Source organism: Rhodopila globiformis, from assembly GCF_002937115.1.
In the GTDB taxonomy this organism is placed as follows: domain Bacteria; phylum Pseudomonadota; class Alphaproteobacteria; order Acetobacterales; family Acetobacteraceae; genus Rhodopila; species Rhodopila globiformis.
Map to the genome: position 1 here is coordinate 47,974 of NZ_NHRY01000269.1, position 26,146 is coordinate 74,119.

Sequence of the window (26,146 nt, forward strand, 5' to 3'; positions counted from 1 at the left end):
CCACACCGGCGACAATCTCCCCGACACGATGCAGCAGAGCAAGCACATGCCGATCGCCCTGGCCGCCCTGGCCTATGCCGTTTTCCTGTTCTCGCCGAGCGTCCTGAACGACGGCGACACCTGGCTGCACATCGCCGTCGGCCGCTGGATTCTTGAACACGGCACCGTCCCGGTGACCGACGCTTTTTCCTACACCTTCGCCGGCGCGCCGTGGCGCGCACAGGAGTGGCTTTCGGAACTGCTGATGGCTCTCGCCTGGCGGCTGGACGGCGTCGACGGGGTGCTGATCCTGTACGGCGCCGCCGTGGCGCTGACCGTCTGGCTGCTGGCCAGACATCTTCAGACCTGGTTCCCGCCGCTCCTCGCCGTGATCGTGACGATCTATGCCTCGCTCTGCGGGGCGGGTTCCGCGCTGGCCCGGCCGCACCTGCTCGCCGTGCCCGCGCTCGAACTCTGGGTTGCCGGGCTGGCACTGGCACGGACACGCGAGCGCCCGCCCTCGCCCTGGCTGCTGCCGGTGATGACGTTGTGGGCCAATCTGCACGGCAGCTTCGTGTTCGGCCTGCTGCTGGTGGTGCCCTTTGGGTTGGAGGCGGTGTTCGCGACGAAAACGCCGGACTGGCACGCGGCACGCAGCTGGGCGTTGTTCCTGGCGGCCGGAATCGCCGCGTCAATGCTGACGCCCTATGGTTGGCACAGCCTGGTCATGCCGTTCCATCTGATGCGGCTTCAGCACCTGACGGCCATCAGTGAGTGGCAAAGCCCGGATTTCAACATGATCCAGCCGGCGGAAATCGCGCTGTTCGCGCTGCTGTTGGCCTGCTTGCTGCACGGCCGGCGCATTTCGCTGTTCCGGCTGCTGATCCTGCTCGGCATGCTGCACATGTCGCTGCAACACGTCCGGCATTTTCTTGTGGCGGGCATTGTCCTGCCGCTTGCCCTGGCCGAGCCGCTTTCCCGCGGAGGGGTGCGGGGGGACGCCTTCGGCGCGCCCGTTGCCATACATGGTGCCGTGGGCCGCAACCGACTTCCCGGTCTTGCCGGCCTCGGCTTGCTGGCCCTCGTGACCGTGCTGCGCCTGGGCACCGCGGCCGTGCCGCATGATGGGCCGATGTCGCCGCTGTCAGCGCTTCAGCATGTACCCGCCGCGCTTCGCACCAAGCCTGTGCTGAACGACTGCATGTTCGGCAGTTTCATGATATATGAGGGTTTCCGCCCGTTCGTCGATGGGCGGGCGGAACTTTACCGTGATAAATTCATTGAACTGATCATTGATATCGATCGTCCGGATTCGGCCGTGCTGCAGCGGACACTTGCCAGCCGCGATATTGCCTGGACGATACTGTCCCCGTCCAATCCGGCGAGCGCCGTGATGGATATGGTGCCGGGATGGAAGCGGCTATATGCCGACGAGTATGCCATTATTTATGTCCGTGGCACGCCGACATCCTGAGGCCGGGGCATCAGTGGAGATGCGGCCCTGATTGATCCGAACCTCAGCCCCGGCATTCTCAGGCATAAATTGGTCCCTCCAGGGTCTCAGGATTCATGACAAAGATGGCCGGCGCTATAATACAGATCGGTGGTGACCGACAGCCCGCCCACCAGGTTGCCCCACCACGGCAGCACGGTCGGGAACGTGGTCATCGTGGCGGTGACCGCGATGGTGCCGCCGCTCGGCGTGACAGTAACGGTCGGCGACGCGCCGCCGGCGAACAGGATCGGCGCGATCGCCCTTTCCTGGGCCGTGGTCAGCGGATTCGCGTTGCATGATGCGGACAGGCTGCCATAGCTGTTGCTGCAACTGATGATGACGGCCCGCGCAACCTCGGCAGTCAGGGTGCGAAGCTCGTGCTGCGCCAGCATGTAATGGCCCAGGTCGAAAATCGCGAAGATCAACGCCAGGAAGGGCCACAGCACAAAGGCGAATTCGAGCACGGCGCTGCCGGACCGGTTCTTGAGGCACATCACTGTATCCTATTGAACCAACTGCGCGGCCTGCACGAGCGGCAGGACGTTCGGCGGGCAGGTGCTGAACCTGGCGCTGCTGTAGCTTGCGCTGGCCGCGAACTCGAAGGACTTCGCGATCACCACGCCGCAGGTCAGCCCCGATGTGGGGCTGACATAGACGTTATATTGTGCGTTCGGTGCGTAAATTGCTCCGTTCATCGTCAACCCGTACACGCCGTTGGTGATCATCGGGAGCAGGCTCGCGCTGGTAAGATCGATCAGCACCACGCCGTCCATCACGCCGGCCGGGATGAACGAGGGCAGCTCGCTGCTCTGGACCGGGTTCGGCGCACTGACGTTCAGGGTAGCAGAGCCGTTCCAGTTTACGCTCGTGTTGGGCAGCAGGATGAAAGTGGCGCTGCCGGTAAGGACGGCGCCGCTCTGGACATTCACCGCGCCCGAAAGAATGTAGGTGCCGTTATAGGTCCCGGAGGCGAAGGTCGGGTTCTTATTCTGGCAGTTCTGCGTGCCGTAGTCCACGGGCTTGCCCGATGTCGTCAGGCAGGCCGTCAGCGCCTGCATCTGAATTATCGTGGCGGACGCACCCAGGAGGGCCAGCGGGTCGGAGACTGCCGGCGCATTGGCGGTGGCAACGGCACAGGAGGCCGTTGAGCCGGAACACGACCCGGGCGTCGTCATCCCGGCCACGCTGGCGCTGCTGCCGGGGTCGAAACTGATTGCATCGCCCGCGGTATCATTCGTGGCCAGGAGGCAGCCGGGAGCGGACATGCTTACGGAGTCGTCGAAGTCAAGCTGACCCGAAAGGGCCAGCATGCAAACCTCGGGGAGTGTCCGGGCGACGGCGCTGGCCTGGATGGAGATCGAGCTCTGCCCAAACAAGGCCGCAAAAATGCCTGGCTGTGTCTGGGTGATCACCACCTGCACGGCTGGGTTCCCGGAGCCGGGCGTGTTGGGCGAGAACGTCCCGCCGCTATAGCTGCCGACCGTCACCGCCACTGTCTGCGGCGACCCCTGGGACATGCAGGACGTCGCGCCGTTGGTGCAGAATCCGTTCTGATTGGCGAAGCTGACGGCGCTGGTGCCAGCATTGGCGATCTGGCCTGCACTGATGCCGGCCAATGTCAGAGCGTTGGCCTGGGCCAGTTGCACGGCACCCGCCAGGGCCGCGGCGTCGGCGGCGTTCTGGGCATCGCGCTTGATGACATACCACGTGCCGACTTCGCTTCCCAGGGCGGCCAGGCCGCAGATTACCACGGCGAGAAGCGCGAACAGTGTCGCAATCGATCCGCGGCGGCAGCGCATGGCTGTTCCCTGTCTACTGCAGGCGGCCGGAATAGGTGACGGTGTAGCTGCCGGCCAGGTATGTCATCAAAGTGGCCGATATCTTGACTGTCTGGGACAGCTGAAACGTCTTCGGGGTCAGGTTGGCGGTGGACGTCGTGCAGGCAGCCCCGGCGCACTGCAGGCTGACCCTCATGCCCGATGGCGCCTGGGCGGGCAGCCAGCTGCCAATGTTGGTGACGTCCGGCGGCGGATTCTGGAGCAGGTAGGAGGCCACGCCGCTCATTGCCTCATAACAGGAAATCAGCCGCATTCCGGCCATGCCGATGTCCAGCAGGGCGAGCAGCAGGGTGATCATGATCGGTGCGATCAGGACGAATTCCAGCGCCGCGGCGCCCCGGCGCCCGCAGGCCGCGATGATCCGCAGGATCGCTGTCACCACCGACCGCATCATTTGCTACCGCAAAGAAATGTCACGAGCGTTCCGTTGCAGGGCATTTCCGTTCCGCTGCCGATCACGGCCGGCGTGCTGCCCGGGTGCTGCCGGCGCGCCGCCGGTTCGTGCCGCCACGCGGGAACACCATGGCCAGCAAGCCGTTGGCGGGTCCTGATAACGGCCACCGTCTGCGCCCTTGCGGCACAGCGGCATTTCCGGCGTTTGCCGACAGGCGGGGGAAGGCGAAGCTGTGCAGCTCATGGCCGCGATAACCCCTTTTGACGAAAACCCAACTTTATGATTGCAAATCTATCATATTATTATTATTACGTCAACGACCTTAGATTGAAAAGAGGTTGGTTACGAAACCGGCTTCCTTTCAACCGGCAGGCCGTTACCGGCTTCGTTATTCAGCGATTCCATGAAGGAAACCTCGACCGTGATCAGCCTCCTGCCTTCGATGAAGCGTGCCCTGCGCGATCGCAAGGGCGTCAGCACCACCGAATACGTGCTTTTGCTCGTGGGGATTTCTGCCATGGTCGTCGCCGGAGCGAATGTAATGGGAACCCAACTGTGCGCTGCCCTGAGCACGATCGGCAGCTATGTCAGTCACCAAGCAACCACGATCTGATCAGCACCGTTTCTCTGCCCGGCGCGTGATCTGCTGGCCGGTCTGCGTGCCCGGTCCGGGTGACTGACCGCAGCAAGACACGGCGGAAGCGGTCGCGATACCGCAGCCGGCGTCTCGCTGGAGTCGAGACGGCGGCGCGGTTTATCGACCTCCCTGCGCAGGCCTGCCGCCACCGCAACGGCGTCCGCACGTGTCCGGGTGTTTCCTGTCGATGACCGGCACGATAATTCCTGCCATCCGCGACGCCGTCGCCACCGGAAGCGCTTTGGCACCCCGCCCGGGTGCAGCGCCCGCGGCCGGGCCGCGACGGCGCCGCCTTGCCCGTCGCGTTGCGGGCGCAGCCTGCATTCGCGCCGGCGGCCGGCGCCGATATGGTTACTTTCCGAATTACATGGAAAATCATGTCAGAATCCGCCTATATGGATAGCTGTATTTTTCCGATTGTGACCTGAAATGACCTTGCGTGTCCGCGGATGCCTGGTATCAACACTGGGGTGGCGTCACACATGACTGCAACGTCGCTGCATACCGGTCTTGCCCTGGCCGCCCTGGCGCTGCTTTCGGCCGCGGCCTGTTGCGATATCGTCTGGCGGATCATTCCGGACCGCATCAGCCTGGCGCTGGCCACGGCCGGCCTGGTGGGCCGGGGGCTTTCCGGGCCGGGCGCCGTCGCCGCCTCGGCCGCGCTGGCGGCGACGCTGTTTCTCGTCCTGGCGGTGGTGCACGCCAGGGGCGGCATCGGCGGCGGCGACGTCAAACTGATGTCCGCGGCGGCGCTTGGCCTGCCGGTGGCCGCCGCCTGTCATTTCCTGCTCGCCACGGCATTCGCCGGTGGCGTCCTCGCCGTCGCGCACCTGCTGGCCCGGCGGCTGCCGCGCCCGGCCTGCTGCCCGGCCACCGCATCCCGCGGGCGCCGGCTGTGGACCGTGGAACGATGGCGCTGGCGGCGCGAGGGTTGTATCCCTTACGGTATCGCAATAGCCTGCGGCGGCGCCTGGATCATCCTCCCCGGCCTGGGAACGTGAGCCATGTCGATACGCATGCTGGTTGTCGGCCTGATGCTGATGGCGGCGCTTGCGCTGGGGCTGATGGCCGTGCAGGTGGCGCGGGCCCCGCAGCCCGTCGTGCGCTTGTCGGAGTTGCCGCCGGCGCCCTTGACCGTCAGCTACCTCACCGCGGCCCGCGCCCTGCCGATCGGCACCCTGCTGCGGGACGAGGACCTGTCCGCGATCGCCGTCCCGCCCGGCAAGCTGCCGCCGCAAGCGCTGATCGATGCGCCGCAGCAACGTGCCGCCCTGCGCGGCGCCCTGGTGCGGCGGTTTGTCGATCCGGGTGCGCCGATCCTGACCGGTGACCTGCTGCGCGTGCGCGAGCGCGGCTTCCTGGCCGCCGTGCTGCAGCCGGGCACACGCGCGGCGTCGATCGGCGTCGACGAAGTCAGCGGCGTGGCCGGCCTGATCTGGCCGGGCGACCGGGTGGACGTGATCCTGACCCAGGCCATGGACCCCTCCACGCCGGTGGCGCAGCGCGTCGTCAGCGAGCGGATCCTGGCCGACGTGCGCGTCATCGCGATCGACCAGGCCCTGACCCGCAATGACACGTCCACGGCAGGCCTTACGGGCGGCCATGTCGCCCGCACCGTGACGCTGCAGGTCAGTCCCGAGGACGCGGACCGCCTGGCCGTGGCGCAGCGCCTGGGCCACATCTCGCTCGTCGTCCGCGCCATGGGCACGGACAAGACCGACGCGTCGCTGCCGGGGTCCGTGTTCAGCCGGGACGTCTCGCCGGCCCTGGACCACCCGATCGGCGCGACCGTGCGGGTGATCGAGGGCGACAAGCGTAACGATGTGACCTTCCGGTGAGTGGCATGTACCCAGTGCTTCGTGCCTGTGTCCTGATCGGGCTTCTGCTTCCGGCGGCCGCGGCGGCGGCTCCGGCGGGGCTGGGCCAGTCCCTGTTGCCGCCGGGCGGGACGCTCGATCCGCCGGCCACGGCGTTGCCGCCCGCGCAGCGCGCCGAGGCCCGGCCGCCGGGCCCCGCGGGCACCATCAGCCAGGCGGTGACCATCCAGGCCGGCACCGGCGTGCTGCTGCGGCTGCCCAGCCCGGCAGCGACGGTGATGTCGGCTGATCCCTCGGTCGCGCGGGTGCAGCCGGCGTCGCCCACCAGCCTGTTCCTGATGGGCGTCGCGCCGGGACGCACCACGGTGATCGCCACGTCGGAGACCGGCAGCGCGATCGTGCAGTACGACATCACGGTCTCGCCCGGCGCGCGGGCCGCCGCGCCGGCGCCCACCGGGATCACGGCCGCGACCGCCATCGCGATCCAGAACGCCATCGCCCAGACGGTCAGCGGCGCGTCCGGCATCCGCGTCCGCGCGGCGGGCAGCGCCGTCGTCCTGACCGGCACCATTTCGACGTCGCTGGCGGCGCAGCAGGCCGAGGCGGTCGCGCGCGGCTATGTCGGCGACAAGGCCAACGTGGTCGACAACCTGACGGTGCTGGGCGCCATCCAGGTGAATGTCCGGGTGCGCATCGCCGAGGTGAACCGGCAGATCACCCGCCAGCTTGGCTTCAACTGGCAGGCGCTGGGCTCCGGCCCCGGCTGGCGGTTCGGGCTGCTCACCGGCGCCGCCACTGGCGGTGCCATCAGCCCGCTGCTGCCGCTGGGGCTCGCGCCGTTCGCGTCCGCCACGGCGGTGCCGAACCAGCTTGGCGCCGGGTTCACCTCGGGCAACGGCGCCTGGGACGTCAACGGCATCATCGACGCTCTGGCGGCCGACCAGTTGATCACCATCCTGGCCGAGCCGAACCTGACGGCCCTGTCGGGCGAGACGGCCAGCTTCCTGGCGGGTGGCGAATTCCCCATCCCGGTGGCGGGCGCGGTGGCCAACGGCGCGGTGCAGATCACGGTGGAATTCAAGGAGTACGGCATCAGCCTGGCCTTCGTGCCGACGGTGCTGTCGCCCACCCGGCTGAACCTGCGGGTGCGGCCGGAAGTCAGCCAGCTGAGCACCCAGGGCGCGGTCAGCGTGCCGCTGGCCACCGGCTCGCTGACCATTCCGGCGCTGACGGTGCGGCGCGCCGAGACGACGATCGAGCTTGGCAGCGGCCAGAGCTTCGCCATCGCCGGGCTGCTGGAACGGACCAGCATCGATTCGACCAACGCGCTGCCGGGGCTTGGCGAGCTGCCGGTGCTGGGCTCGCTGTTCAAGTCGAATGACTTCCAGCGCAACGAAAGCGAGCTGGTGATCATCGTCACCCCCTACCTGGTGAAGCCGGCGGACAGCCCGGCCGCGCTGCGCACGCCGATCGACCATTTCCGGCCGGCAACGGACCTGGACCGGATCCTGTTCGGACGGCAGTTCGCGCCCTCGCGTCCGGGCGCGCCGCCGGTCAATGCCGGGTTCATCCTGGAATGAGGCCGTTCATGTCCTGTTGGCACCGTTTTCGCAACGTCATGGCGGGAAGCGGCCCGCGCCTGTCCCAGGTGCCGGCCATGACGGGGTGGGCCGGCCGGTCAACCATTCCGCTTGCCTGGATGATTGCCGCGCTGCTGCTGGCCGGCTGCACGCCGGACTGGCCGATGGACCGCCCCGGCACCTGGTCACTGGACCGCGAACCCAGCGCCAACGACGCGAACCTGCGGACCATGATCGTCAACCCGCGCGACCTCGTCGCCGGATCCGGTGACGACACCGGCGTCGGCGCCGAGGCGGCCCGCCCCGTGCAGCGCCTGTTCACCGGCCATCGCGCGGCGTTGCCGGCGGCGTCCGCATCCAGCGTGTACGGCAGCCCGACGTTCGGCGGGGCGGGAGGCGACAATGCAAATGGCGGACAGTAAGGCGCCGCCATCGCCGGTCGTCCCGGCCGCGGCGCCGCTGGAGGCAGCGGACGACCGGATCGTCGCGTTCCTGTCCGACGAGGAAAGCCGCGCCGCCGTCCGCTTCGGTCTGCAGCCGCTCGGCGACGCGGTGAAGATCCAGGCTGGCGACATCACCGGCGGGGTGCATTACCTGCGCCGGACGCCGCTCGACGGCATGCTGATCGTCGACATCGAGGGCATCGACAACCCGCAGATGGCGCTGGACGACCTGGCGCAGGTCTGTCCGCCGGACGTGCAGGTGGTGGTGATCGGCAACCAGACCGACATCGGCTTCTACCGCCTGCTGGTCAACGAGCTTGGCGTAACGGAATACCTGCCCAAGCCACTGACCCGCGACAGCGTCCAGCAGTTCATCGCACCGCATCTGTCCGGCCGTTCCATCACCTGGCGCTCGGCCCGCGGCGGGCGTGTGATTACGGTTTCCGGCGTGCGCGGCGGGGCAGGGGCGACCACTATCGCGGTCAACCTCGCGTGGGAACTGGCGGAAGTGACCGGCGGGCATGTCGCCCTGCTCGACCTGCACCTGCGCAACGGCACGACGGCGGTGATGCTGGGCGGACGCCCCGGCCCGGGCCTGCGCATCGCGCTGGAGGATCCCAGCCGGGCGGACGCGCTGTTCCTGGAGCGGACGGCGATCGAAGCCGGGCCGCGCCTGCGCCTGGTCGCCGCCGAGGAAGGGTTCGAGGCGGTCACCGCCATCACCGAGGCGGGCGTCGCGCGCGTTATCGAACTGCTGCAGAGCAAGTTCAACTACGTGGTCGTCGATCTGCCGGTGCCGACGCCGCTGCCGATGCTGCCGGTGCTGGGCCAGGCGCGCCACGTCGTGCTGGTGCTCAGTCCCGACGTCGCCGGCGTGCGCGATGCCAAGGCATACCGCCACTTCGTTATTGCATCGACAGGATCGGATCGCGTGATCACCGTCGTGAACCGCCATGACATGCCGGGCGGCCTGCCGCTGCCGCTGATCGAGCAGGGACTGGGGGCGAAGCCCGAGGTGACCATTCCGGACCTGGGCCGGCGCATGGTCAACGCCCTGAACCTGGGCGTGCCCGCGGTCACGCAGGCGCCAGCGCTGCGCCGGCACCTGGCGCCGATCCTGCGCGAGGTGGCCGGCATCCGCCCGGGCGCCGCGCCGGGCCTGCTGGCGAGGATGTTCCGCCGATGAAACCAGGCTTTGGCCGCCGCGACATGACCCAGCCGGTCGCGCCGAACCCGTTCGTACTGCCGGCGGTGGCGGACCCGGCCGTGCTGGAAACCCGCGACCTGCGCGAGCGCGTGCTGAAGGAGATCGATCCCCGCCAGGCGGCGCTGCTGACTCCGCAGGTGCTGCACCGCGAGATCGAGCGGGTCATCCACCAGATCGCCAACGAGGACCGCCTGGGCCTGTCGGGGCGCGAGCAATCCCGCCTGGCTGAGGAACTGGTCCAGGACATGACCGGCCTGGGCCCGCTGGAGCCGCTGCTGGCGGACGACAGCATCACCGACATCATGGTGAATGGCCCCGACGCCATCTATGTCGAGCGCCGGGGCCAGCTGGAGCGGGTCGACGTGCGGTTCCGCGACGCGACCCACATCATGGTCGTGGCGCAGAAGATCGCCGCGCGAATCGGCCGGCGCATTGACGAATCGAGCCCGATGGTCGATGCGCGGCTGGTTGACGGCAGCCGCATCAACGCCATCGTGCCGCCGCTGGCGATCGACAGCCCGTGCATCTCGATCCGGAAATTCCCCAAGCGGCGGCTGGACCTGCAGGCAATGGTCGACAACGGCACGATGACGGCCGGCATCGCCCGGCTGCTGGGCATCGCGGCGGCGGCGCGGCTGAACATCCTGATCTCCGGCGGCACCGGGTCCGGCAAGACGACGCTGCTGAACGCCATGAGCCAGCTGATTTCGCCGAAGGAGCGAATCATCAGCATTGAGGACGCGGCGGAACTGCAGTTGCAGCAGCCGCACGTCATCCGCCTGGAAACCCGTCCGCCGAGCCTGGAAGGCGGCGGCCAGGTCACCCAGAACGACCTGCTGCGCAACGCCCTGCGCATGCGCCCCGACCGGATCATCCTGGGCGAGGTGCGCGGCGCCGAAGCGTTCGACATGCTGCAGGCGATGAACACCGGCCATGACGGCTCGATCTCCACCATCCACGCCAACAGCACGCGCGATGCGCTGGTGCGGGTGGAGAACATGGTGCTGATGGGCCATTTCAACCTGCCCGTGCGCGCCATCCGCTCGCAGATCGTCGGCGCGCTGGACCTGATCATCCAGATCGAGCGCATGCGCGACGGCGTGCGGCGGATCGTGCAGGTCTCCGAAGTGTGCGGCCTGGAGGGCGACATCATCACCACCAACGACCACGCGACGTTCGAGTACCAGCAGGAGGACGCGAACGGCGGCATCGCCGGCCGCTACGATTCGGCACGGATCAGGCCGGGCTTCATGCCCCGGCTGGAACTGTATGGCCAGGACCGCGCCTGGCTCGCGGCGATGCGGGAGGTCTGACGGTGCCGGGCGGCCTGTTCCTGCCGGCCATCCTGCTGCTGCTGGTGTTTGCCGGCGCCCTGCTGACGTGGCGCCTGGACGCGCGGCAGCGGGCGCTGGCGAGCCGGGTTTCCTCGGTTGCCGCCGCCGAGCGCATGGGCGCGGCCGAACCGGAGGAAACCCGCGGCATCCGTGTCGCCGCGCCATCAGGTGGCCGCCTCGCCGAGGTGTTCCGGCGGTTGACCGCCATGCCGGTCGATCTCGACAATGCGCATGTCGTGCCGGTCTGGGCGGTGCATACGGCGGGCGCGGCCGGCTGCGCGGCGGGCTACCTGATCGCGCGTCTCGGCCTCTCCCGCCAGGCCGCGCTGGCCGTCGGCGCCGGCTGCGGCATTGTCCTGGTGCGCGGCGTGTTCCGCTGGGAAGTCCGCCGCTACGCCGGGAGCCTGACGAAACAACTGCCGGATATGATCGAGCTGATGGCCAGCACGGTCATGGCCGGCCTGCCGCCGATCGAAGCGCTGCGCATCGCGGCCAGGGACATGGCGTCGCCAAGCCGCGAGGAATTCGAACGGGTCGTGCAGGAAGTCGGCGTCGGGACTCCGGTCGACGTGGCGCTGATGAACCTGCACCGGCGCACCGGCGTGCTGGAATATTCGATCATGGCGATGACCCTTGGCGCGCAGATTCGCCGCGGCGGCCGCCTGGTCGAAACGATCCAAATTCTTGGCGAAACGACCCGGCAACGGCTGGCGGTGATCGCCCGCGGCCAGGCGCTCGCGGCCGAGGCGCGGATGTCCGCCTATGTCATTGCCTCGATGCCCGTGGTCGGCGGCCTGCTGATGTCGCTGGTCAAGCCCGGCTACATGGCGCCGCTGTTCCATGATCCGCGGGGCAACACGATGCTGCTGATTGGTTTCGCGCTGCTGGGACTGGGGTTCCAGATCATGCGCTGGATGATCCGGGGAGCGATGAGCGATTGACCCGCCAGCAAGCCGTCCTGTTCTGGGGCCTGCTCGCCGTCGCGATGCTTCTGGCCGCCGCCGCGGTCGCCGTGCTCGCCCGGGAAGCGTCGCTGCAGACCCTGCGGGTCCGGGTCCGTTCCGTCACCGGCCCGCGCGCCGACGGCGAGGCCGTTGCCGACGGCTGGCGGCCACGCAAGGCCGTGTCGCTCGTGACCGGCATCGGCGAGTGGCTGCGCCAATCGGCGTGGCTGTACTCGGCCAGGGACATCGACGTGCTGGAGAACGTCATCGCCGCGAGCGGCCTCAACGTCCGCCGGGCCCTGCCGGCGGTGCTGGGCGGCAAGCTGCTGTTCCTGGTCGCGATCCTGGCTGCCGTCATCGGCCTGGGCATTGCCCGGCAGGTGACCGTGACCGCATGGATGAGCCTGCTGGCGATGGCGCTGCCGGCCGGGGTCGTCCTGCCGGAAACCGCCCTGCGCCTGGTTCAGCGCGCGCACATGAAGGCGGTGGAACGCGGCATTCCGGATATCCTGGACATGCTGGTCGCGTGCACCGAGGCGGGCCTGGGCCTGGAAAGCGCGCTGGAACAGGCCGCCGCCGAAATCCGCGCCACCAATCCCGCGATGGCGGTGACCATGGCCAACTTCCTGGATGAGCTGAAGATCCTGCCGGATCGGCGGGAAGCCTTCACCAACCTTGGCAAGCGCTCGGGCGTGGAAGGGTTGCGGCGGATGGGGACCATGCTGCTGCAGACGTTGCAGCTCGGCACGCCGCTGGGGCACTCCCTGCGGGCGATGGCGGCCGAACTGCGGCGGGAACGCATGCTCCGGCTGGAGGAAAAGGCGGTGAAGCTACCGACTCTGCTGGTTTTCCCGCTGATTTTCTGCATTCTTCCGGTCCTGCTGATCACGCTGGTCGGGCCGAGCTTCCTGACATTGATGGACTTGATGAAAAGCATTCACCTGTAGAGTGGGCATCAGACGTGCGATCTTCATTTCCCGGCTGTTTGCTGAGAGCTGCAGCATACCGCAGGTTCGTTCAGACAAAACGACGGCGCTCCTTCATCGTCATGGCGGGCGCAGGCCCGCCATCCACGCTCTTGGGCGACCTCAGCACCGCAAGCCGTGGATGGCGGGCCTGCGCCCGCCATGACGACCGGGGCAGATCGCCCCGCTCGAAGCCGGGTCTCAACCTGCCTGTGGTTTGCTGTATCATGCTGGGCAGCCTGGCGGCGGGCTGCGCCGGCCCAAGGGCGCCGGAACTGAGCACGGGCGCGCAACTGCAACTGGCGGAGACGGCCGATGCGCAGGGGGCTTCGGATATCGCTTTGACCATGTACCGGGCCGCGGCGGCTCGCGCGGACGGCGACGTTTCGGCGCAGTTGCGCTATGCCGACGCGCTGGCCCGCGCCGGGCGGGTGAAACAGGCGCAGCAGATCCTGACGCAACAGCTTCAGCGCCACCCGGAGCAGCGCGACCTTGCGCGCGCCTCGGCCATCGTGGACATCATCTCCGGCGACGCGGCCGGGGCAGTCAGCAAGCTGGATCGTTTGCTGGCCGACGCGCCGCATGATGAGAAGTTGCTCGCGGACAAGGGAGTCGCGCTGGACCTGCTGGGGCGCCATGCCGACGCGCAGGCGCTGTACCGCGCCGCGCTGGCGGTTTCCCCGGATGATGTTTCGGTCAAGAACGACATGGCGCTGTCGCTGATGCTGCAGGGGCGGCGGCAGGAGGCGCAGGCGGTGTTCGAGACAATCGGCGAGGCGGATGATGCGCCGGCTCGGGTGAGAACCAATCTTGGCGTGCTGTATGCGGCCGATGGCGATGCGGCCCGGGCGCAGGCGGTCACCAACGGCCAGGTCAGTCAGGACGACCTGATGGCCCTTGCGAAGGGGTTGCGCACGGCGCCGTCCGGCGTACCTGACGGAAGTCGTTAGTTTATTGGAACGATACGCGGCGATACGGGGATAGCGCTGTCGCTTACGGCCTCGTTATGGTTGGCGCAGGCTGCCGCACGGCGTTGAACCGGCCGCCGACGATCAGGCGGCTGCCGGGGGGCGGTTGCGTGATGACCAAGCGGTTTTCCACCGGCGTTTCCCTTTCAGGCATTGTTGCCCCCTGGAGGCCTGTTTGGTATCTGGATAAAACAGCGTTCCGACGTGCGGGCGATTCCGGTTGCCCGGCCGGGACTGGCGGGCTCCCCGGTATTGGAACGAAGACACATGCAGACAGCGCCTGGCGTGAGCGCCCTCGACGGCATACGCATCCGCCCGGCCACGGCGGCGGACACCGGCCGGATCGTTGCCCTGGACCAGGCGGTCACCGGCCTGCCGAAGCCTGACTACTGGCAGGACATGGTCGCGCGCTGCCAACCACCGCAGGATCGGCGGCGGTTCTTCCTGGTGGCCGAGGATGGCGACGCGATCGACGGCTTCATCGCCGGCGAGATCCGCAGCTGGGAGTTCGGCTCGCCGCCCGTTGGCTGGATCTTCGCGGTGCAGGTGCGTCCGGCGCGGCGCGTGCGGGGCCTCGGCACGCGGCTGTTCGAGGCCGTCTGCGACTGTTTCCGCGACGCCGGTGTGCATCACGTCCGCACCATGGTGGCGCGCGACAACACGATGATCCACGCCTTCTTCCGCAGCCAGGGCATGACCGCGGGCCCGTTCCTGGAACTGGAGATGCGCCTTGACTGACCGCCGCTTGCCGGCATGAGGTTGCAGAAAGCCACGGTGTTCGGCCTGTACGCGGTGCTGGAGCTTGCCGCCGCGCCGGACCGCCAGCTGACGGTGACCGAGATCGCCGACAAGTACGGCATTTCGGCGCACCACCTTGCCAAGGTGCTGCGTGACCTGGGACGGGCGGGCCTGGTCGATTCGGTGCGCGGCGCCGGCGGCGGCTACCGGTTCGTCGGGGATGCAAGGCGGCTGACCCTGATGGACGTCATCCGCCTGTTCGAGGACGTCGAGGCCGATGCCGACGACCAGCCGCAGGCCGGGCCCGGCATTGCCGAGGGGCTGCGCTTCGTGCTGGCCGAGGTGGATTCGCATACCGTGCCGACGCTGCAGTCGATCAGCCTGGCCACCATGCTGAAGCTGGTGGCACGGCGGCCTTGGGTGAACGGCTCGTCGGGGCGGTGAGGCGGCGCGGCTGGGGCCGACGTATCCGGGCAAGAGATCCGGCGGAGCAAGCAGGGCAAGGTCGTCGCCTTATCGTCATGGCCGGGCGTGTCCCGGCCATCTACCCCGCGCCGTCGAAGCGCGGATGGCCGGGACACGCCCTACGGCATGCACGCATCTCGGAAGCAACCGCCGGGCCGCGTCGCGGTGGCGTGCCCCCCGCGCACACATCTGGCGTGGGGCGTCGTGCCGACCGGGATGGGGCGGGGGCGGGTCTGCCACCGCAATCAAGCGAACACGGCGTTGCACGGTGTTTGCACGGAGTTCCGCAGAGAAGGTCGATCATGCGCGTCGCGCGAAGCGCGTCAAATCACCGGACGCCGTCAAGGAGGCGATCATGCTGCGGCCGCCCCGGAAGACTCTGCGCAACTCCGTGCGAACACCGTGCAACGCCGTGTTCGCTTGATTGCGGCTGGTGAAACCAGCACCGGCCATGACGGTATTGAGCCACGGCCGCAGCGGATCGTTTCCGGAGTCTGTGCATCCGGTAGGGACACGCCCGGCCATGAATGTGAGGGAGAAGCCCTTGCTTCGCCAATTCGCGTATCCTGATACGTATGGGGACACGTCCGGCCATGACGAGAGGCAATGGACTGGGCCGTCGCGGATGGTGCGTTGTGAATCGCCGCCGGACGAACGGCAGTAGAGGTGGCGCCCATACTGAATAAGAGGAAGATGTACCATTCTTCCATTATTTAAGCAGGCCGCTGTCGCGGCGCTTTCACAGAGAAAATCCGCTCGCTTTGATCCAGATCAAAGCAGCCACCGCACGGACGGGCAAATCATCACCTGACCCATAATCGGTATTCAAGTACCGGAATGTAGGAATCAGCATCGCCAAGGGAAGCGGCCATGATCCCAACAGCCACCCACCGGACCGCGGTGCCGGCATGACCGCGCCGGCACCGCCCGTCCGGGCCTGGATCGAGCAGGAGGGCGCCCTGCTGCGCCTGCACCTGGCGCGGCCGAAGGCCAACGTGCTGGACGCCGCCATGATCGCCGCGCTGGACGCGGCGCTGACCGCCGAACTCGGGCGGCCCGGCCTGCGCGGCGTGCTGATCGATGCCGAGGGGCCGCATTTCAGCTTCGGCGCCAGCGTCGAGGAACACCTGCCGGACGCCTGCGCCGCCATGCTGCGGGATTTCCACGCGCTGCTGCTGCGCCTGCTGGCCCCGCCGCTGCCGGTGCTGGTCGCGGTGCGCGGCCAGTGCCTGGGCGGCGGGCTGGAACTGGCCATGACCGCCACCCGCATCTTCGCGGCGCCGGGGGCGATGCTGGGCCAGCCGGAGATCCGCCTGGGCGTGTTCGCGCCGGCGGCCTCCTGCCTGCTGCCGGAACTGATTGGCCCGGCTGCGGCCGAGGACCTGCTGCTGTCCGGCCGCAGCCTGACCGCCGCCGAGGCGCTGTCGGCGGGCCTGGTGCAGGCGGTGGCAGACGATCCCGAGGCGGCCGCGATCGCGTGGTTCACCATGCACCTCGCCGACAAAAGCGCCATGGCGCTGCGCTGCGCGATGCAGGCGGCGCGCGGCGACCGCGTCGAGCGGGTGCGGCGGCGGCTCGGGGACCTGGAAGCCCTTTACCTGAACGACCTGATGCGGGGCCACGACGCGCTGGAGGGCCTGACCGCCTTCCTGGAAAAGCGTCCGCCGCGCTGGGAGCATCGCTGACCATGACAACCACCGCGGACATCATCGCCCGCTGCCGGGCGCTGTACGAGGACCTGAATTTCACCCATGCGCGGGAATGGAAGGCGGCGGCGCCGGGGCGCATCGTCGTCGGCTTCATGCCGTTCTACGTGCCGCGCGAACTGATCCACGCCGCCGGCGGATTGCCGCTGGGGGTGCTGGGCGGCGGCGACCAACTGGAGGTGATCCAGGGCGACGCCTATTACCAGAGCTATATCTGCCGTATCCCGCGCTCGACCATCGAGCTGGGCGTGACGAACCGGCTGGATTTCGTTGAAGCGATGCTGTTCCCGTCGATCTGCGACGTGATCCGCAACCTGTCGGGCATGTGGAAGATCCTGTTCCCGAACGTGCGCAGTCGTTACTTCGACGTGCCGCAGAATTTCTCCGACGGCGTCGGCGGCGAGTTCTACGTCAACGAGCTGGGCGAGCTGCGCGCGATGCTGGCGGAGCTGGCGGGGCGGCCGGTCACGGATGACCAGATCCGGTATTCGATTGCGTTGTATAACGAAAACCGCCGGCTGGTGCGCGAGGTTTACGCCTTCCGCGCGCGGGAGCCATGGAAGGCGCCGGCGACCGAGGTGTATCTGCTGATGCGCGCCGGGATGGTCCTGCCGGTCGAGGACCATACCAGGATGCTGGCGGCCTATCTCGACGCCGCGGCCGAGGAGGAGCGCCCGCGCCGCGACAATGCCCGCGTGGTGCTGACCGGGGTGTTCTGCGAGCAGCCGCCGCTGGGCCTGATCCGCTCGATCGAGCTGGCCGGCTGCTATATCGTTGATGACGATTTCATGCTGGTCAACCGCTGGGAATTGTCGGACATCGACCTGGGCGGCGATCCGCTGGCGGGCATGGCGCGGGCGTACCTGCACAACTCGTCCAGTACTTCGGCGAAATATCAGCCCGACCCGGCACAGAAGGGGCTGTACCTGGTCGAGGCGGTGAAGCGCAGCGGGGCAGAGGGCGTGATCTTCGCCTCGCCCAGCTTCTGCGATCCGGCGCTGCTGGAACGGCCGATGCTGCAGCGCGTGCTGGCCGAGCACGACATTCCCTGTATCGCCTTCAAGTACGCCGAGAATTCCGGGCAGATGCAGCCGATCCGCGAGCAGGCCGGAACGTTTGCCGATTCGATCAAGCTGTGGAGCGTGGCATGAACACGAAAGTCGCCGCACCGGTGGCCAAGGACGCTTCGATGCTGAAGCAGAAGGCGATGATCGCCGGCAACTACGCGAAGCTGGGCAGCGCGCGGGCGGACGGGCGCAAGGTGGTGTCCACCTTCGTGCCGGGGAACCTGAACGAACTGATCATGTGCTTTGACCTGGCGAACAACCTGCCGGAGATCAACGCGATCCAGAACGGCATGCGCAAGCGGACCGGCGGGCTGATCATGGAAGCCGAGAAGCGCGGCCATTCCGAGGATGTCTGCACCTATGTGAAAGCCGATCTGGGCATGATCGCCAAGGGCAATCTGGGGCCGGACGGCGAGCAGTTGCCGGACCCGGACCTGCTGCTGCTGTCCTATACCGGCTGCTTCACCTTCATGAAGTGGTTCGAGCTGTTGCGTGACCAGTACAAGTGCGAGACGGCGATGCTGCACGTTCCCTACCAGGGCGACGGCAGGATCACCGCGAACATGATTTCCTACGTCGTCCGCCAGCTTCGCGAGGAAGTCATACCAAAGCTGGAACGCATCAGCGGCGTCAGGTTCGACATCGACCGGTTGCGGGAAAACCTCGCCCGATCGGCCCGGGCGGAGGAGGATTTCGTCTGGGTCATGGAATCGGCGAAGTCGAAGCCGTCGCCGATCGATGCGTATTTCGGGGGCGTTTACTACATCGGACCGATTTTCACGGCGTTCCGCGGCACGGCGGATGCGGAGGAGTATTACCGCCTGCTGCGCGCGGAAATCGCCGAGCGGCTGGCGAACGGGCAGGGGCCGGTGACGCCGTCGGGCGACATGGCGAGCGAGCGCTATCGGCTGGTGGTGGAAGGGCCGCCGAACTGGACCAGTTTCCGCGACTTCTGGAAGATGTTCTACGACGAAGGCGCCGTCGTCGTCGCCAGCACCTATACCAAAGTCGGCGGGCTGTACGACCAGGGCTTCCGGCACGATCCGGACCATCCGCTGGAAAGTCTCGCTGAGTATTGCCTGGGCTGCTACACCAACCGCAACCTGCCGGGCCGGATCGATCTGCTGGCGCAGTATATGGAAGACTACCAGGCGGACGGTCTGCTGATCAATTCGATCAAGAGCTGCAACAGCTTCTCCGCCGGCCAGTTGCTGATGCTGCGGGAGATCGAGCGGCGCATCGGCAAGCCGGCGGCGTTCATCGAGAGCGACCTGGTGGACCCACGCTATTTCTCCGGTGCCAACATCAGGAACCGGCTGGAGAGCTATTTCCAGATGATCGACCAGCGGCGCAACGGTGCCGCCCGCGCGGCATAGGAGGCGTTGCACATGCGCGTTTTCATTGGCATCGATCTCGGTTCCACCACCACCAAGGCAGTGGTGCTGGACGAGAGCCTGAGCGTTCTGGGCCGCGGCATCACCAATTCCCGCGCCAACTACGACACCGCCTGCAAGGTGGCGAAGAGCGAGGCACTGCTGGACGCGCGGTTCACCCTGCTGCAGCGCGGCCTGGCGCCGGTGGTCGCGGCGGAGTCGCGGCTGGATGATTTCCTGGGATCGCTGGAACGCAGCTTCCGCCTGGGCCAGTTTGTCGAGCACCTGGACGACCTGGAGCAGACCTGCCTGGACAAGGCGAAGGCGGATCGTTTCAGGAACCAGCAGGCCGCCATTGGCGAGGCGATGCATGCGATCTTTCATCGGCTGCGGGCGGATGCGCCATCGCTGTTCACTCGTGACGCGCGGCGAAAATCCGATTTCTTCCGCGATCTGGCCGGCTCGCGCTTCATGGCGTTGGCGCAGGAAACCGCGAAGGCGGCGGGCCTGTCGTATGACATGCTGTTGAACATTTACGACAAGGCGATCATCGAGGTGGAGAACCGTCCGCCCAGCGGGGACCTTGGTCGCAAGCTGCTGCGGGCGCTGGACCGGGTGCTGGAGACCGCGCCGGAAATCGCCGAGGTGGCGGCGGACGTGTCCGGCCCGACGCACCGGGCGCTGGACATTCCCATCGGGGAGGCCTCGGTCGTCGGCACCGGCTATGGCCGCGTGACGCTGCCGTTCCCGAAGGAGCATATCCGCTCGGAAATCCTCTGCCACGGACTGGGCGCGCACATGATGCATCCCGGCACGCGCACCGTGCTGGATATCGGCGGCCAGGACACCAAGGCGATCCAGGTCGATCCGCACGGCATCGTCGAGAACTTCCAGATGAACGACCGCTGCGCCGCCGGCTGCGGGCGCTACCTGGGCTATATCGCCGACGAGATGAACGTGGGCGTGCACGAACTCGGACCCCTGGCGTTGCGGGCGACGCGGACGGCGCGGATCAATTCCACCTGCACCGTGTTCGCCGGCGCGGAACTGCGCGATCGGCTGGCGCTGGGGGAGAAGCGGGAGGACATCATTGCCGGCCTGCACCGGGCGATCATCCTGCGGGCGATGTCGATCCTTTCTCGCTCGGGCGGGGTGCGCGACCAGTTCACCTTCACCGGCGGCGTCGCCAGGAACGAGGCCGCGGTGCGCGAACTGCGCCAGCTGATCAGCGAGAACTATGGCGACCTGGCGATCAATATCAATCCGGACTCGATCTATACCGGCGCGCTGGGAGCCGCCGCGTTCGCGCAACGCGCGGTGAACTGAGGGAGAGGGAACGATGATCAGGACCGCCGGCATCGACATCGGCACGGGCGCGATCAAGACGGTGATCTTCGCGTTCGAGAACGGCTCGCCGCAGTGGCTGGTGCGGCGCGTGGAACGGGTGCGGCAGCGCGACCCGCTGCAGCTGGCGGCGGACGAGTATCACGCGGCGCTGGCGGAATCCGGGCTGGCGCACGCGGACATGGACTATGTCGCGACGACGGGTGAGGGCGAATCGCTGGCGTTCCATACGGGTCACTTCTATTCCATGACGACGCACGCGCGCGGCGCGATCTTCCTGGATCCCGAGGCGGGGGCGGCGCTGGATGTCGGCGCGCTGCACGGCCGCGCCATCCGCATGGACCGCCGGGGCAAGGTGCTGAGCTACAAGATGACCAGCCAGTGCGCGTCGGGCTCCGGGCAGTTCCTGGAGAACATCTCGCGCTACCTGGGCATCGCGCAGGACGAAATCGGCGCGCTGTCGAAACAGGGTGACAGCCCGGAAAAGGTCAGCGGCATCTGCGCGGTGCTGGCCGAGACCGACGTGATCAACATGGTTTCGCGCGGTGTCTCCGCCCCCAACATCCTGCGCGGCATCCACGGCTCCATGGCCGATCGGCTGGCCAAGCTGATCAAGTCGGTGGGGAACGTGGAGGGCGTGGTGATGATGACCGGCGGGCTGGCGCACGACGATGGCCTGGTCGCGGCGATGCAGGACGTGATGCGGCAGGAGAAGGTGCCGTGGCAGGTCCGCAGCCATCCGCAGTCGATCCATGCCGGCGCCATCGGCGCGGCGCTGTGGGGCGCGTACCGGCATGAGAAGCTGAGCCGGCGGGAGTCGCTGCCGCGGGCTGCGTAGAATCGGCCCGCGGCAGAACCGTTACGATGGGGCGCGCAGCCGGCGATGCGACCGCCCCATCGATGTGCGCGATCGTGGCGACGTCAGGCCGCCTTCATGGCCATATCGGCGGACAGGAGATATGGCGTCGTTCCGCCGAGGTGCAGTTCCAACTGGAAGGATCGTTCGGGCCTTGCTGTAAACACGTCCTGCGGCAGCCCGGCATCGCCGCAGGTCCAGCGGATGCCGTCATCGGGTTCGTAACCGTGAAAACCGTCGGTCAGCCGTTCATCCGAGGCTTCGAGCAGCTCCACCTGCGGCCCATCCCACAGGATGACCCTGCGCAGGGCGATGCCGAGCAGACGCGGGTCTCGGGCTAGGCCAAGTTCCATGGGTGAGGCGGCGCGGGAAACGATGCGCACGCGCCCAGGCCGTGGCGGCAGCTGGAACGTATAGACGTTCCGATGGACGGCCACGGGATTCAGGCGCCTGCCATCGACCAGAAGATACGGCTCCGGATCCATTGTAAGCGGGCCGATCGGCTGTTGATTGGCGCGATCCAGCAGGCGTTGCCAGACGGCATCGACGACCGCTCCGCCGGTGATCACCGGGGCGCATGCCTGTTGCGCACCCTGATGGGCCGTCCAGGCATTTCGGAACAGCCAGCGGTTTCCGTCGTCGCGGAAGCTTTCGGCCGGCGCGCCGTTGGCGATCAGCACGTCGTGGGTTTCCAGCTCGATGTGGTAGAGCAGGACTTCCTGTGGCTCGTCGTCCCAGAGGATGGATCGCTGGTTGATAAGGAACTCGGCCGGGATCAGCACGTCGTCGAACAGAAACGCGTGCGCCCTGGTTACCCGCAGGTCGTGATTCGGAATGCCGTCGCCAAACGCATCCATCCGCACGATCACCGGCGTGGCGGCGCCGCGCTGGCGCCGTGTTGCCAGCATCCTGCCCTCGCCGATCCAGACAATCGGCCGCACTTTGCCACTGTGGGTGAGGATGTGGTCGCCGGGCGAGAGATCCTCGATGGGCACCTCGCCCGACGGCGTGGCGATGCGGGTTCCGCGCAGGAAGCACAACGGCAGCGAGTCGGCCTGCGACGCGGCGCCCCAGGCCGCACCGAGGCCGCCGCCAAAGGTCTGGACCAGCGTGCCCGCACCTGTTGTCGTGTTGATGGAATAGATGTCATTTCCATCGAACCCATAGAGGACGCCGTCGGATCCGGTGGCAAGGCCGTACATGGTGGGGTCCGCAACGACCTGGCCGACGACGGTCGCGGCACCGGTCAGGGGATCCACCTTCAGCAGGTCGGTGTTCGTGCCGTCTGTCGCAGTTTGATAAAGGTTGCCGTTGTTGAACGACAGGTCGCCCGCCGATTTCAGGCCGAGTCCGGAATTGCCGATCAGCGTGGCTGCGCCGGTCGTTGTGTTGAGGGTATAAAGTCCCGTACCGCCGGAGGCATACAGCGTCCCGTTCGAATTGAAGACCAGCCCGTTCAGGACCGCCCCGGTGGGGCCGATTGTAGTTGCGGCACCGGACTGATTGATGCTGTAGAGGGTGGTGAACGACTCGCCGAACAATTGCCCGGTGGAGCTGAGCGCGATATCGGTGAGCTGCTGACCCGAGCTGCCCAGCAAGGACACGGAACCCGTGTCCAGGTTCACGGTGCCGATGTTTCCGTTCACATCGTCAACCCAGATGATCGGGGCTGGCGTTATCGTGAGCGTTGCCATGTTGTTGTCCCTTCCGTTGTTCCACTCCCGGACGCAAACCCCATTTCATTGCGTACGGTAGCATACGGCTCGGGGGCGGCAAAATGTCAAGGACGTGATCATCACTTTTCCGCTAATCGCGTATCCGGCAGGAGGGGCTGGACGTGCCGTTCAAACGGCAGGCCCCCCGGAATGCCGGGCAGACGGGCTTGTCGCGAGACAGTAGGCGCGGAGGGGCGTCACCTGGGCTGCCCTGACGAGGCGCGTATCAAGTGGGAGGTCGCCGCCGGCCACCGCAAAGGCGGAGCGCTGCGAGCGGTTCCATGTCGTGTCAGTCTTCCCGGCCCAGGCTGCCACGGTCAACTTCCATAGTCTGCAAGCCTGCGATGACCGCATGCGCAAGCGTACGGCGCGCGCCATCGACGCACCCAGGTTCAAGCTCGGCGTTTGGTGCATGGCTTCCGCCAGTCGGCCTCGAAACGCAATCGGTGCGCTCTTCGCGCCGGTGGCGCAGCATCAATCGATCCGGCAATTCCGGCCGGTTAAGTAACGTCCAGGGATCTCCCGGCGCAGCACCTTGGCCGCCGGGGACAATGCAGTTGTTCGACAAACACGGTGGACTTCGGAGCCGCCTAGCGGCTGATGATCGTCTTCGCGCGGGCCATCGGTCTTACGGTCCGTAAGGAACCGGTAGCTATCCTTGTCGAGGTGGCCCAGGTCGCCGGATTTCGAGAAGTCAGCGGCAAACTCTGCGGAAGGTTCCCGGCGGCGCGTCGACAGGATCGGAAGATGACTTTTCTGCAAGCTGACAGTCATTGACCAGTCAACAAGCACGGCCATGTGTCGCGCAGACGCCAAAGTCAAGTAACCGGACGCATCAGATTCGCAGAGCCACATTGACTATAATTTGTTCTCCGATTTCACCTGGATGATCGACGCCCGCAGGAATCGAGCATATGCTTCGCAATCAGGCGGTCCAACCGCCGATAGTGAGACATCATGTTATCCAACCAATGCCTCGCCGATGGACGGACGCCGCGATCATGAGCGACGATCGACTGGCTGGATTATTGTCACTGGCGCTGCCGGACTATCAGGCGCCTCGGGGCGGGCTCGATTTTCGGCAGATATTCCGTACGCTGCGCGCCCGCGCCTATGTGCTGCTGATCGTTGCCGTGTTTGGAGGTTTCGCCGGCTATGCGTTGCAGCGGGCGATCTCGCCTCGCTACACCAGCACGACGGAAATCCTGCTCGATCCACGGCGGGCCGATGCGTTTGGCGCGGATGCCAGCTTCGCGAATATTTATGTCGATTCGGCGAAAATTGCCAGCGTCGTTTCAATTATTGATTCTTCCGAGTTGCTCGGTCGTGTCGTCCGGTCCGAGAAGCTCGCCGACGATCCCGAGTTTGGCGGCCCTCGGCACCCCTGGCTGGAAAAGTGGCGCAGCCTGCTGCCTTTTCTCCCCGCACCGGATGTTTCGACGGGTCCGCAGGCGCGCGAGAGACGGGCGCTCGAGCGTTTGACGAAGGCGGTGCGGGTGGAGCGGGAGGGAACGACCTATGTGCTGACGGTCGCCGTCAGCGCCAGGTCGCCGCAGCGCGCGCAACAGCTCGCGCGCGCGGTCGCCGACGCCTACCTGAAAGACCAGATCGACACGAAAATTTTGGCGGCGCAACAGGATACCGACTGGCTGAACGCCCGTCTGAGCGAGCTTCGCCAGAAGCTTGAGGACAGCGAGCGAAAGGTCGAGGCGGTTCGCACGAAGTACGGCCTGGAAGTCGGTGGATTGGCGGATCGTCAGTTTGATGCATGGCGCCGGAACCTGGGTCTGGCAAGTTCGGCCTCCAACAACACGCTGAGTCCGGAAGAGGCATCCGTCGCCGCGCTGAGAACCCAGTTGCTGAACGCCCAGCAAGAGATCGCGGTGCGGCATTCCCAGTGCGTGCAGGCCGAACAGGCCAGGCAGTCCGGTCAGAGCATTGAGGGAATGGCCGAAGGCGGCCAGTCCAACGTGATCGAGCAACTGCGGCTGAAGCAGGCCGATGTCGCCCGCCAGATCGCCGCCTTGTCTGCTCATTATAATGACTCCTTTCCGGAACTGCGGCGCGCTCGTAGGGACCTCGCAACAATCCAGGGCCGGATAGCGGCGGAACAGGCCAGGGTTGGCGAAACGATCTGCAGTATCTACAAGATCGCCGTCGCCCGCCAGGAAGCGCTGTCCCGAGAGCTGAAGCAGGCGATGCAGGCCGAATACGCCGCCCCGGGCGTGGAAGGGCGAATGCAACTCCTGCAGGCTCAGCGAGAGGTGGACGCGAACCAAGGCCTGTACGATTCGCTTTTCGACCGCCGACGTGAGGTGGAAAGACAACAAAACCGCCACGAGGCGGAGGCGCGGATAATTTCGGATGCGGACCTTCCGGAGCATCCAAGTTGGCCGAAACCAGTCCTGTTCCCTTTGTGCGGCGTCTTGCTTGGCTTGCTGTGCAGCGTCGGCCTGGCAATCGTCGCGCCGGTGCTCAGGAACAGATTTGCGCACGTCAGCGACGTCGAGCGGCAACTGGGCCTCCCCGTCCTTGCGTCGGTGCCGCCGTTGGGCCGCAAGGATCTGTGGCTCAAGCGCGAGCGATTAACGCTCGTTGAGTACTCGGTCCGCCGCCCTTTGTCGCCTTTTGCCGAAAGCCTCCGGCTTGCCCGGGCGTTGTTGCGGCTTGGCGACATCGGCGGCAATCGTATCGTTCAGATAACTTCCGCCGCGCCGGCTGAAGGCAAGTCCACCTTTGCGGCCGCGCTGGCGATATCGGCGGCGAAGACCGGCCTGAGGGTAATTCTCGTCGATGCCGACATGCGGCGTGGGTCGCTATCCGGCATGTTCAACCTCGCCAACAAGGATGGGCTGATCGGCCTTGCGACTGGCGAGAATCTACCTGTAACCTATACGCAACAACTCGGTGATGTATCCCTGGAGGTTCTCGGGGTCGGCAACGCGATTGTGCCTCGACCCGATCTTATTGCCTCGGCACGCTTCGCCATGTTGCTCAAGGATCTTGCCCTGACCTACGACGTGATCATTTTGGACACCCCCCCGGTCCTGGCCGTGTCCGACGCCATGAGCATCGCCCGTGCGGCCGATGCGACGGTTCTCGTGGTGGACGCTCAGAAGACACCGAAAGATGTCGCCGAACGCGCAGTGAAATCGTTGCGGGCCGCGGGAGCTCAAATCGCCGGCGTGGTGCTGAACAGGCACAGGCAGACCGATATCGGCGACAAACACTATGCGCAGGCTATTGCCAAATACTATGCGCTGGACGCACTCACCTGAGAC

The 26,146-nt window shown here is 66.7% G+C and carries 24 protein-coding genes; 19 read left to right on the plus strand and 5 right to left on the minus strand.

Annotation, left to right across the window (positions count from 1 at the left end; translation table 11 throughout):
- The first annotated feature begins 46 nt into the window (after positions 1 to 46).
- Complete coding sequence (locus CCS01_RS30140) at positions 47 to 1,453, plus strand: hypothetical protein (protein ID WP_146102031.1); 1,407 nt, start codon at positions 47 to 49, stop codon at positions 1,451 to 1,453.
- Between the two features lie 86 nt (positions 1,454 to 1,539).
- Here CCS01_RS30140 and CCS01_RS30145 read toward each other — a convergent pair whose 3' ends face one another.
- From CCS01_RS30145 to CCS01_RS30155, 3 genes are read right to left on the minus strand one after another with little or no spacing between them, the layout of a single operon-like run.
- Positions 1,540 to 1,968 (minus strand): TadE/TadG family type IV pilus assembly protein, encoded by a 429-nt coding sequence (locus CCS01_RS30145; RefSeq protein ID WP_104522578.1) that lies wholly within the window; start codon positions 1,966 to 1,968, stop codon positions 1,540 to 1,542.
- 9 nt (positions 1,969 to 1,977) lie between these two features.
- Complete coding sequence (locus tag CCS01_RS30150) at positions 1,978 to 3,273, minus strand: pilus assembly protein TadG-related protein (protein WP_104522580.1); 1,296 nt, start codon at positions 3,271 to 3,273, stop codon at positions 1,978 to 1,980.
- Between the two features lie 13 nt (positions 3,274 to 3,286).
- Entirely contained in the window at positions 3,287 to 3,694 is a 408-nt protein-coding gene (locus CCS01_RS30155) for a TadE/TadG family type IV pilus assembly protein (protein ID WP_158258687.1), read from the minus strand.
- A 433-nt stretch (positions 3,695 to 4,127) separates the two neighbouring features.
- Between CCS01_RS30155 and CCS01_RS30160 the strand changes: the two genes are divergently transcribed.
- The 17 genes from CCS01_RS30160 (at position 4,128) to bcrD (ending at position 21,132) form a co-directional block, all read left to right on the plus strand.
- Complete coding sequence (locus tag CCS01_RS30160; protein ID WP_158258688.1) at positions 4,128 to 4,319, plus strand: Flp family type IVb pilin; 192 nt, start codon at positions 4,128 to 4,130, stop codon at positions 4,317 to 4,319.
- Positions 4,320 to 4,825: 506 nt separating this feature from the next.
- Positions 4,826 to 5,344: an A24 family peptidase gene (locus tag CCS01_RS30165; RefSeq protein WP_104522586.1), complete on the plus strand. Its 519-nt coding sequence runs from the start codon at positions 4,826 to 4,828 to the stop codon at positions 5,342 to 5,344.
- Positions 5,345 to 5,347: 3 nt separating this feature from the next.
- Positions 5,348 to 6,181: a Flp pilus assembly protein CpaB gene (gene cpaB / locus CCS01_RS30170; RefSeq protein WP_104522588.1), complete on the plus strand. Its 834-nt coding sequence runs from the start codon at positions 5,348 to 5,350 to the stop codon at positions 6,179 to 6,181.
- A 5-nt stretch (positions 6,182 to 6,186) separates the two neighbouring features.
- Entirely contained in the window at positions 6,187 to 7,740 is a 1,554-nt protein-coding gene (locus tag CCS01_RS30175; protein ID WP_104522590.1) for a type II and III secretion system protein family protein, read from the plus strand.
- 77 nt (positions 7,741 to 7,817) lie between these two features.
- Positions 7,818 to 8,162, plus strand: coding sequence for a hypothetical protein (locus tag CCS01_RS30180; RefSeq protein ID WP_146102032.1), 345 nt, complete (start codon positions 7,818 to 7,820; stop codon positions 8,160 to 8,162).
- Positions 8,149 to 9,369 carry a P-loop NTPase family protein gene (locus CCS01_RS30185; protein WP_146102033.1) on the plus strand — a complete coding sequence of 407 codons (1,221 nt, stop codon included), beginning with the start codon at positions 8,149 to 8,151 and terminating at the stop codon, positions 9,367 to 9,369. Before CCS01_RS30180 ends, CCS01_RS30185 begins: the two co-directional genes overlap by 14 nt.
- A complete protein-coding gene (locus CCS01_RS30190; protein WP_104522594.1) occupies positions 9,366 to 10,703 on the plus strand; it encodes a CpaF family protein in 1,338 nt (445 codons plus the stop codon). Before CCS01_RS30185 ends, CCS01_RS30190 begins: the two co-directional genes overlap by 4 nt.
- 2 nt (positions 10,704 to 10,705) lie before the next feature.
- A complete protein-coding gene (locus tag CCS01_RS30195) occupies positions 10,706 to 11,665 on the plus strand; it encodes a type II secretion system F family protein (protein ID WP_104522596.1) in 960 nt (319 codons plus the stop codon).
- Positions 11,662 to 12,615, plus strand: a complete 954-nt coding sequence (locus CCS01_RS30200) for a type II secretion system F family protein (protein WP_104522598.1) — start codon at positions 11,662 to 11,664, stop codon at positions 12,613 to 12,615. Before CCS01_RS30195 ends, CCS01_RS30200 begins: the two co-directional genes overlap by 4 nt.
- Before the next feature lie 245 nt (positions 12,616 to 12,860).
- Entirely contained in the window at positions 12,861 to 13,583 is a 723-nt protein-coding gene (locus tag CCS01_RS30205; protein WP_104522600.1) for a tetratricopeptide repeat protein, read from the plus strand.
- Positions 13,584 to 13,868: 285 nt separating this feature from the next.
- Positions 13,869 to 14,339, plus strand: coding sequence for a GNAT family N-acetyltransferase (locus CCS01_RS30210; protein ID WP_104522602.1), 471 nt, complete (start codon positions 13,869 to 13,871; stop codon positions 14,337 to 14,339).
- 15 nt (positions 14,340 to 14,354) lie between these two features.
- Positions 14,355 to 14,783, plus strand: coding sequence for an Rrf2 family transcriptional regulator (locus CCS01_RS30215; protein ID WP_104522604.1), 429 nt, complete (start codon positions 14,355 to 14,357; stop codon positions 14,781 to 14,783).
- 929 nt (positions 14,784 to 15,712) lie between these two features.
- Positions 15,713 to 16,489 carry a cyclohexa-1,5-dienecarbonyl-CoA hydratase gene (locus tag CCS01_RS30220; RefSeq protein ID WP_104522606.1) on the plus strand — a complete coding sequence of 259 codons (777 nt, stop codon included), beginning with the start codon at positions 15,713 to 15,715 and terminating at the stop codon, positions 16,487 to 16,489.
- Positions 16,490 to 16,491: 2 nt separating this feature from the next.
- Positions 16,492 to 17,661 (plus strand): benzoyl-CoA reductase subunit C, encoded by a 1,170-nt coding sequence (gene bcrC / locus CCS01_RS30225; protein ID WP_104522608.1) that lies wholly within the window; start codon positions 16,492 to 16,494, stop codon positions 17,659 to 17,661.
- Complete coding sequence (gene bcrB / locus CCS01_RS30230; protein WP_104522610.1) at positions 17,658 to 18,953, plus strand: benzoyl-CoA reductase subunit B; 1,296 nt, start codon at positions 17,658 to 17,660, stop codon at positions 18,951 to 18,953. Before bcrC ends, bcrB begins: the two co-directional genes overlap by 4 nt.
- Before the next feature lie 12 nt (positions 18,954 to 18,965).
- Positions 18,966 to 20,276 (plus strand): benzoyl-CoA reductase subunit A, encoded by a 1,311-nt coding sequence (gene bcrA / locus CCS01_RS30235; RefSeq protein ID WP_104522612.1) that lies wholly within the window; start codon positions 18,966 to 18,968, stop codon positions 20,274 to 20,276.
- Positions 20,277 to 20,289: 13 nt separating this feature from the next.
- The gene (gene bcrD, locus CCS01_RS30240) at positions 20,290 to 21,132 is read left to right on the plus strand and encodes a benzoyl-CoA reductase subunit D (RefSeq protein WP_104522614.1); all 843 of its coding nucleotides are present in this window, start codon (positions 20,290 to 20,292) and stop codon (positions 21,130 to 21,132) included.
- Between the two features lie 83 nt (positions 21,133 to 21,215).
- On the opposite strand, the gene CCS01_RS30245 is transcribed toward bcrD, so the two are convergent.
- A complete protein-coding gene (locus CCS01_RS30245) occupies positions 21,216 to 22,844 on the minus strand; it encodes a Hint domain-containing protein (RefSeq protein ID WP_104522616.1) in 1,629 nt (542 codons plus the stop codon).
- Between the two features lie 495 nt (positions 22,845 to 23,339).
- The gene (locus CCS01_RS33305; RefSeq protein WP_146102034.1) at positions 23,340 to 23,663 is read right to left on the minus strand and encodes a hypothetical protein; all 324 of its coding nucleotides are present in this window, start codon (positions 23,661 to 23,663) and stop codon (positions 23,340 to 23,342) included.
- Between the two features lie 203 nt (positions 23,664 to 23,866).
- Between CCS01_RS33305 and CCS01_RS30250 the strand changes: the two genes are divergently transcribed.
- Positions 23,867 to 26,143, plus strand: a complete 2,277-nt coding sequence (locus CCS01_RS30250) for a GumC family protein (protein ID WP_158258689.1) — start codon at positions 23,867 to 23,869, stop codon at positions 26,141 to 26,143.
- Positions 26,144 to 26,146: the final 3 nt, after the last annotated feature.

Excerpts from the sequence above, each read along its gene's own strand:
- CCS01_RS30140 (WP_146102031.1), top strand. The coding sequence starts at position 47 with ATGCCGATCGCCCTGGCCGCCCTGGCCTATGCCGTTTTCCTGTTCTCG.
- CCS01_RS30145 (WP_104522578.1), bottom strand. The coding sequence starts at position 1,968 with ATGTGCCTCAAGAACCGGTCCGGCAGCGCCGTGCTCGAATTCGCCTTT.
- CCS01_RS30150 (WP_104522580.1), bottom strand. The coding sequence starts at position 3,273 with ATGCGCTGCCGCCGCGGATCGATTGCGACACTGTTCGCGCTTCTCGCC.
- CCS01_RS30165 (WP_104522586.1), top strand. The coding sequence starts at position 4,826 with ATGACTGCAACGTCGCTGCATACCGGTCTTGCCCTGGCCGCCCTGGCG.
- cpaB (WP_104522588.1), top strand. The coding sequence starts at position 5,348 with ATGTCGATACGCATGCTGGTTGTCGGCCTGATGCTGATGGCGGCGCTT.
- CCS01_RS30175 (WP_104522590.1), top strand. The coding sequence starts at position 6,187 with ATGTACCCAGTGCTTCGTGCCTGTGTCCTGATCGGGCTTCTGCTTCCG.
- CCS01_RS30180 (WP_146102032.1), top strand. The coding sequence starts at position 7,818 with ATGACGGGGTGGGCCGGCCGGTCAACCATTCCGCTTGCCTGGATGATT.
- CCS01_RS30185 (WP_146102033.1), top strand. The coding sequence starts at position 8,149 with ATGGCGGACAGTAAGGCGCCGCCATCGCCGGTCGTCCCGGCCGCGGCG.
- CCS01_RS30190 (WP_104522594.1), top strand. The coding sequence starts at position 9,366 with ATGAAACCAGGCTTTGGCCGCCGCGACATGACCCAGCCGGTCGCGCCG.
- CCS01_RS30205 (WP_104522600.1), top strand. The coding sequence starts at position 12,861 with ATGCTGGGCAGCCTGGCGGCGGGCTGCGCCGGCCCAAGGGCGCCGGAA.
- CCS01_RS30210 (WP_104522602.1), top strand. The coding sequence starts at position 13,869 with ATGCAGACAGCGCCTGGCGTGAGCGCCCTCGACGGCATACGCATCCGC.
- CCS01_RS30215 (WP_104522604.1), top strand. The coding sequence starts at position 14,355 with ATGAGGTTGCAGAAAGCCACGGTGTTCGGCCTGTACGCGGTGCTGGAG.
- CCS01_RS30220 (WP_104522606.1), top strand. The coding sequence starts at position 15,713 with ATGACCGCGCCGGCACCGCCCGTCCGGGCCTGGATCGAGCAGGAGGGC.
- bcrC (WP_104522608.1), top strand. The coding sequence starts at position 16,492 with ATGACAACCACCGCGGACATCATCGCCCGCTGCCGGGCGCTGTACGAG.
- bcrB (WP_104522610.1), top strand. The coding sequence starts at position 17,658 with ATGAACACGAAAGTCGCCGCACCGGTGGCCAAGGACGCTTCGATGCTG.
- bcrA (WP_104522612.1), top strand. The coding sequence starts at position 18,966 with ATGCGCGTTTTCATTGGCATCGATCTCGGTTCCACCACCACCAAGGCA.
- bcrD (WP_104522614.1), top strand. The coding sequence starts at position 20,290 with ATGATCAGGACCGCCGGCATCGACATCGGCACGGGCGCGATCAAGACG.
- CCS01_RS30245 (WP_104522616.1), bottom strand. The coding sequence starts at position 22,844 with ATGGCAACGCTCACGATAACGCCAGCCCCGATCATCTGGGTTGACGAT.
- CCS01_RS33305 (WP_146102034.1), bottom strand. The coding sequence starts at position 23,663 with ATGGCCGTGCTTGTTGACTGGTCAATGACTGTCAGCTTGCAGAAAAGT.
- CCS01_RS30250 (WP_158258689.1), top strand. The coding sequence starts at position 23,867 with ATGAGCGACGATCGACTGGCTGGATTATTGTCACTGGCGCTGCCGGAC.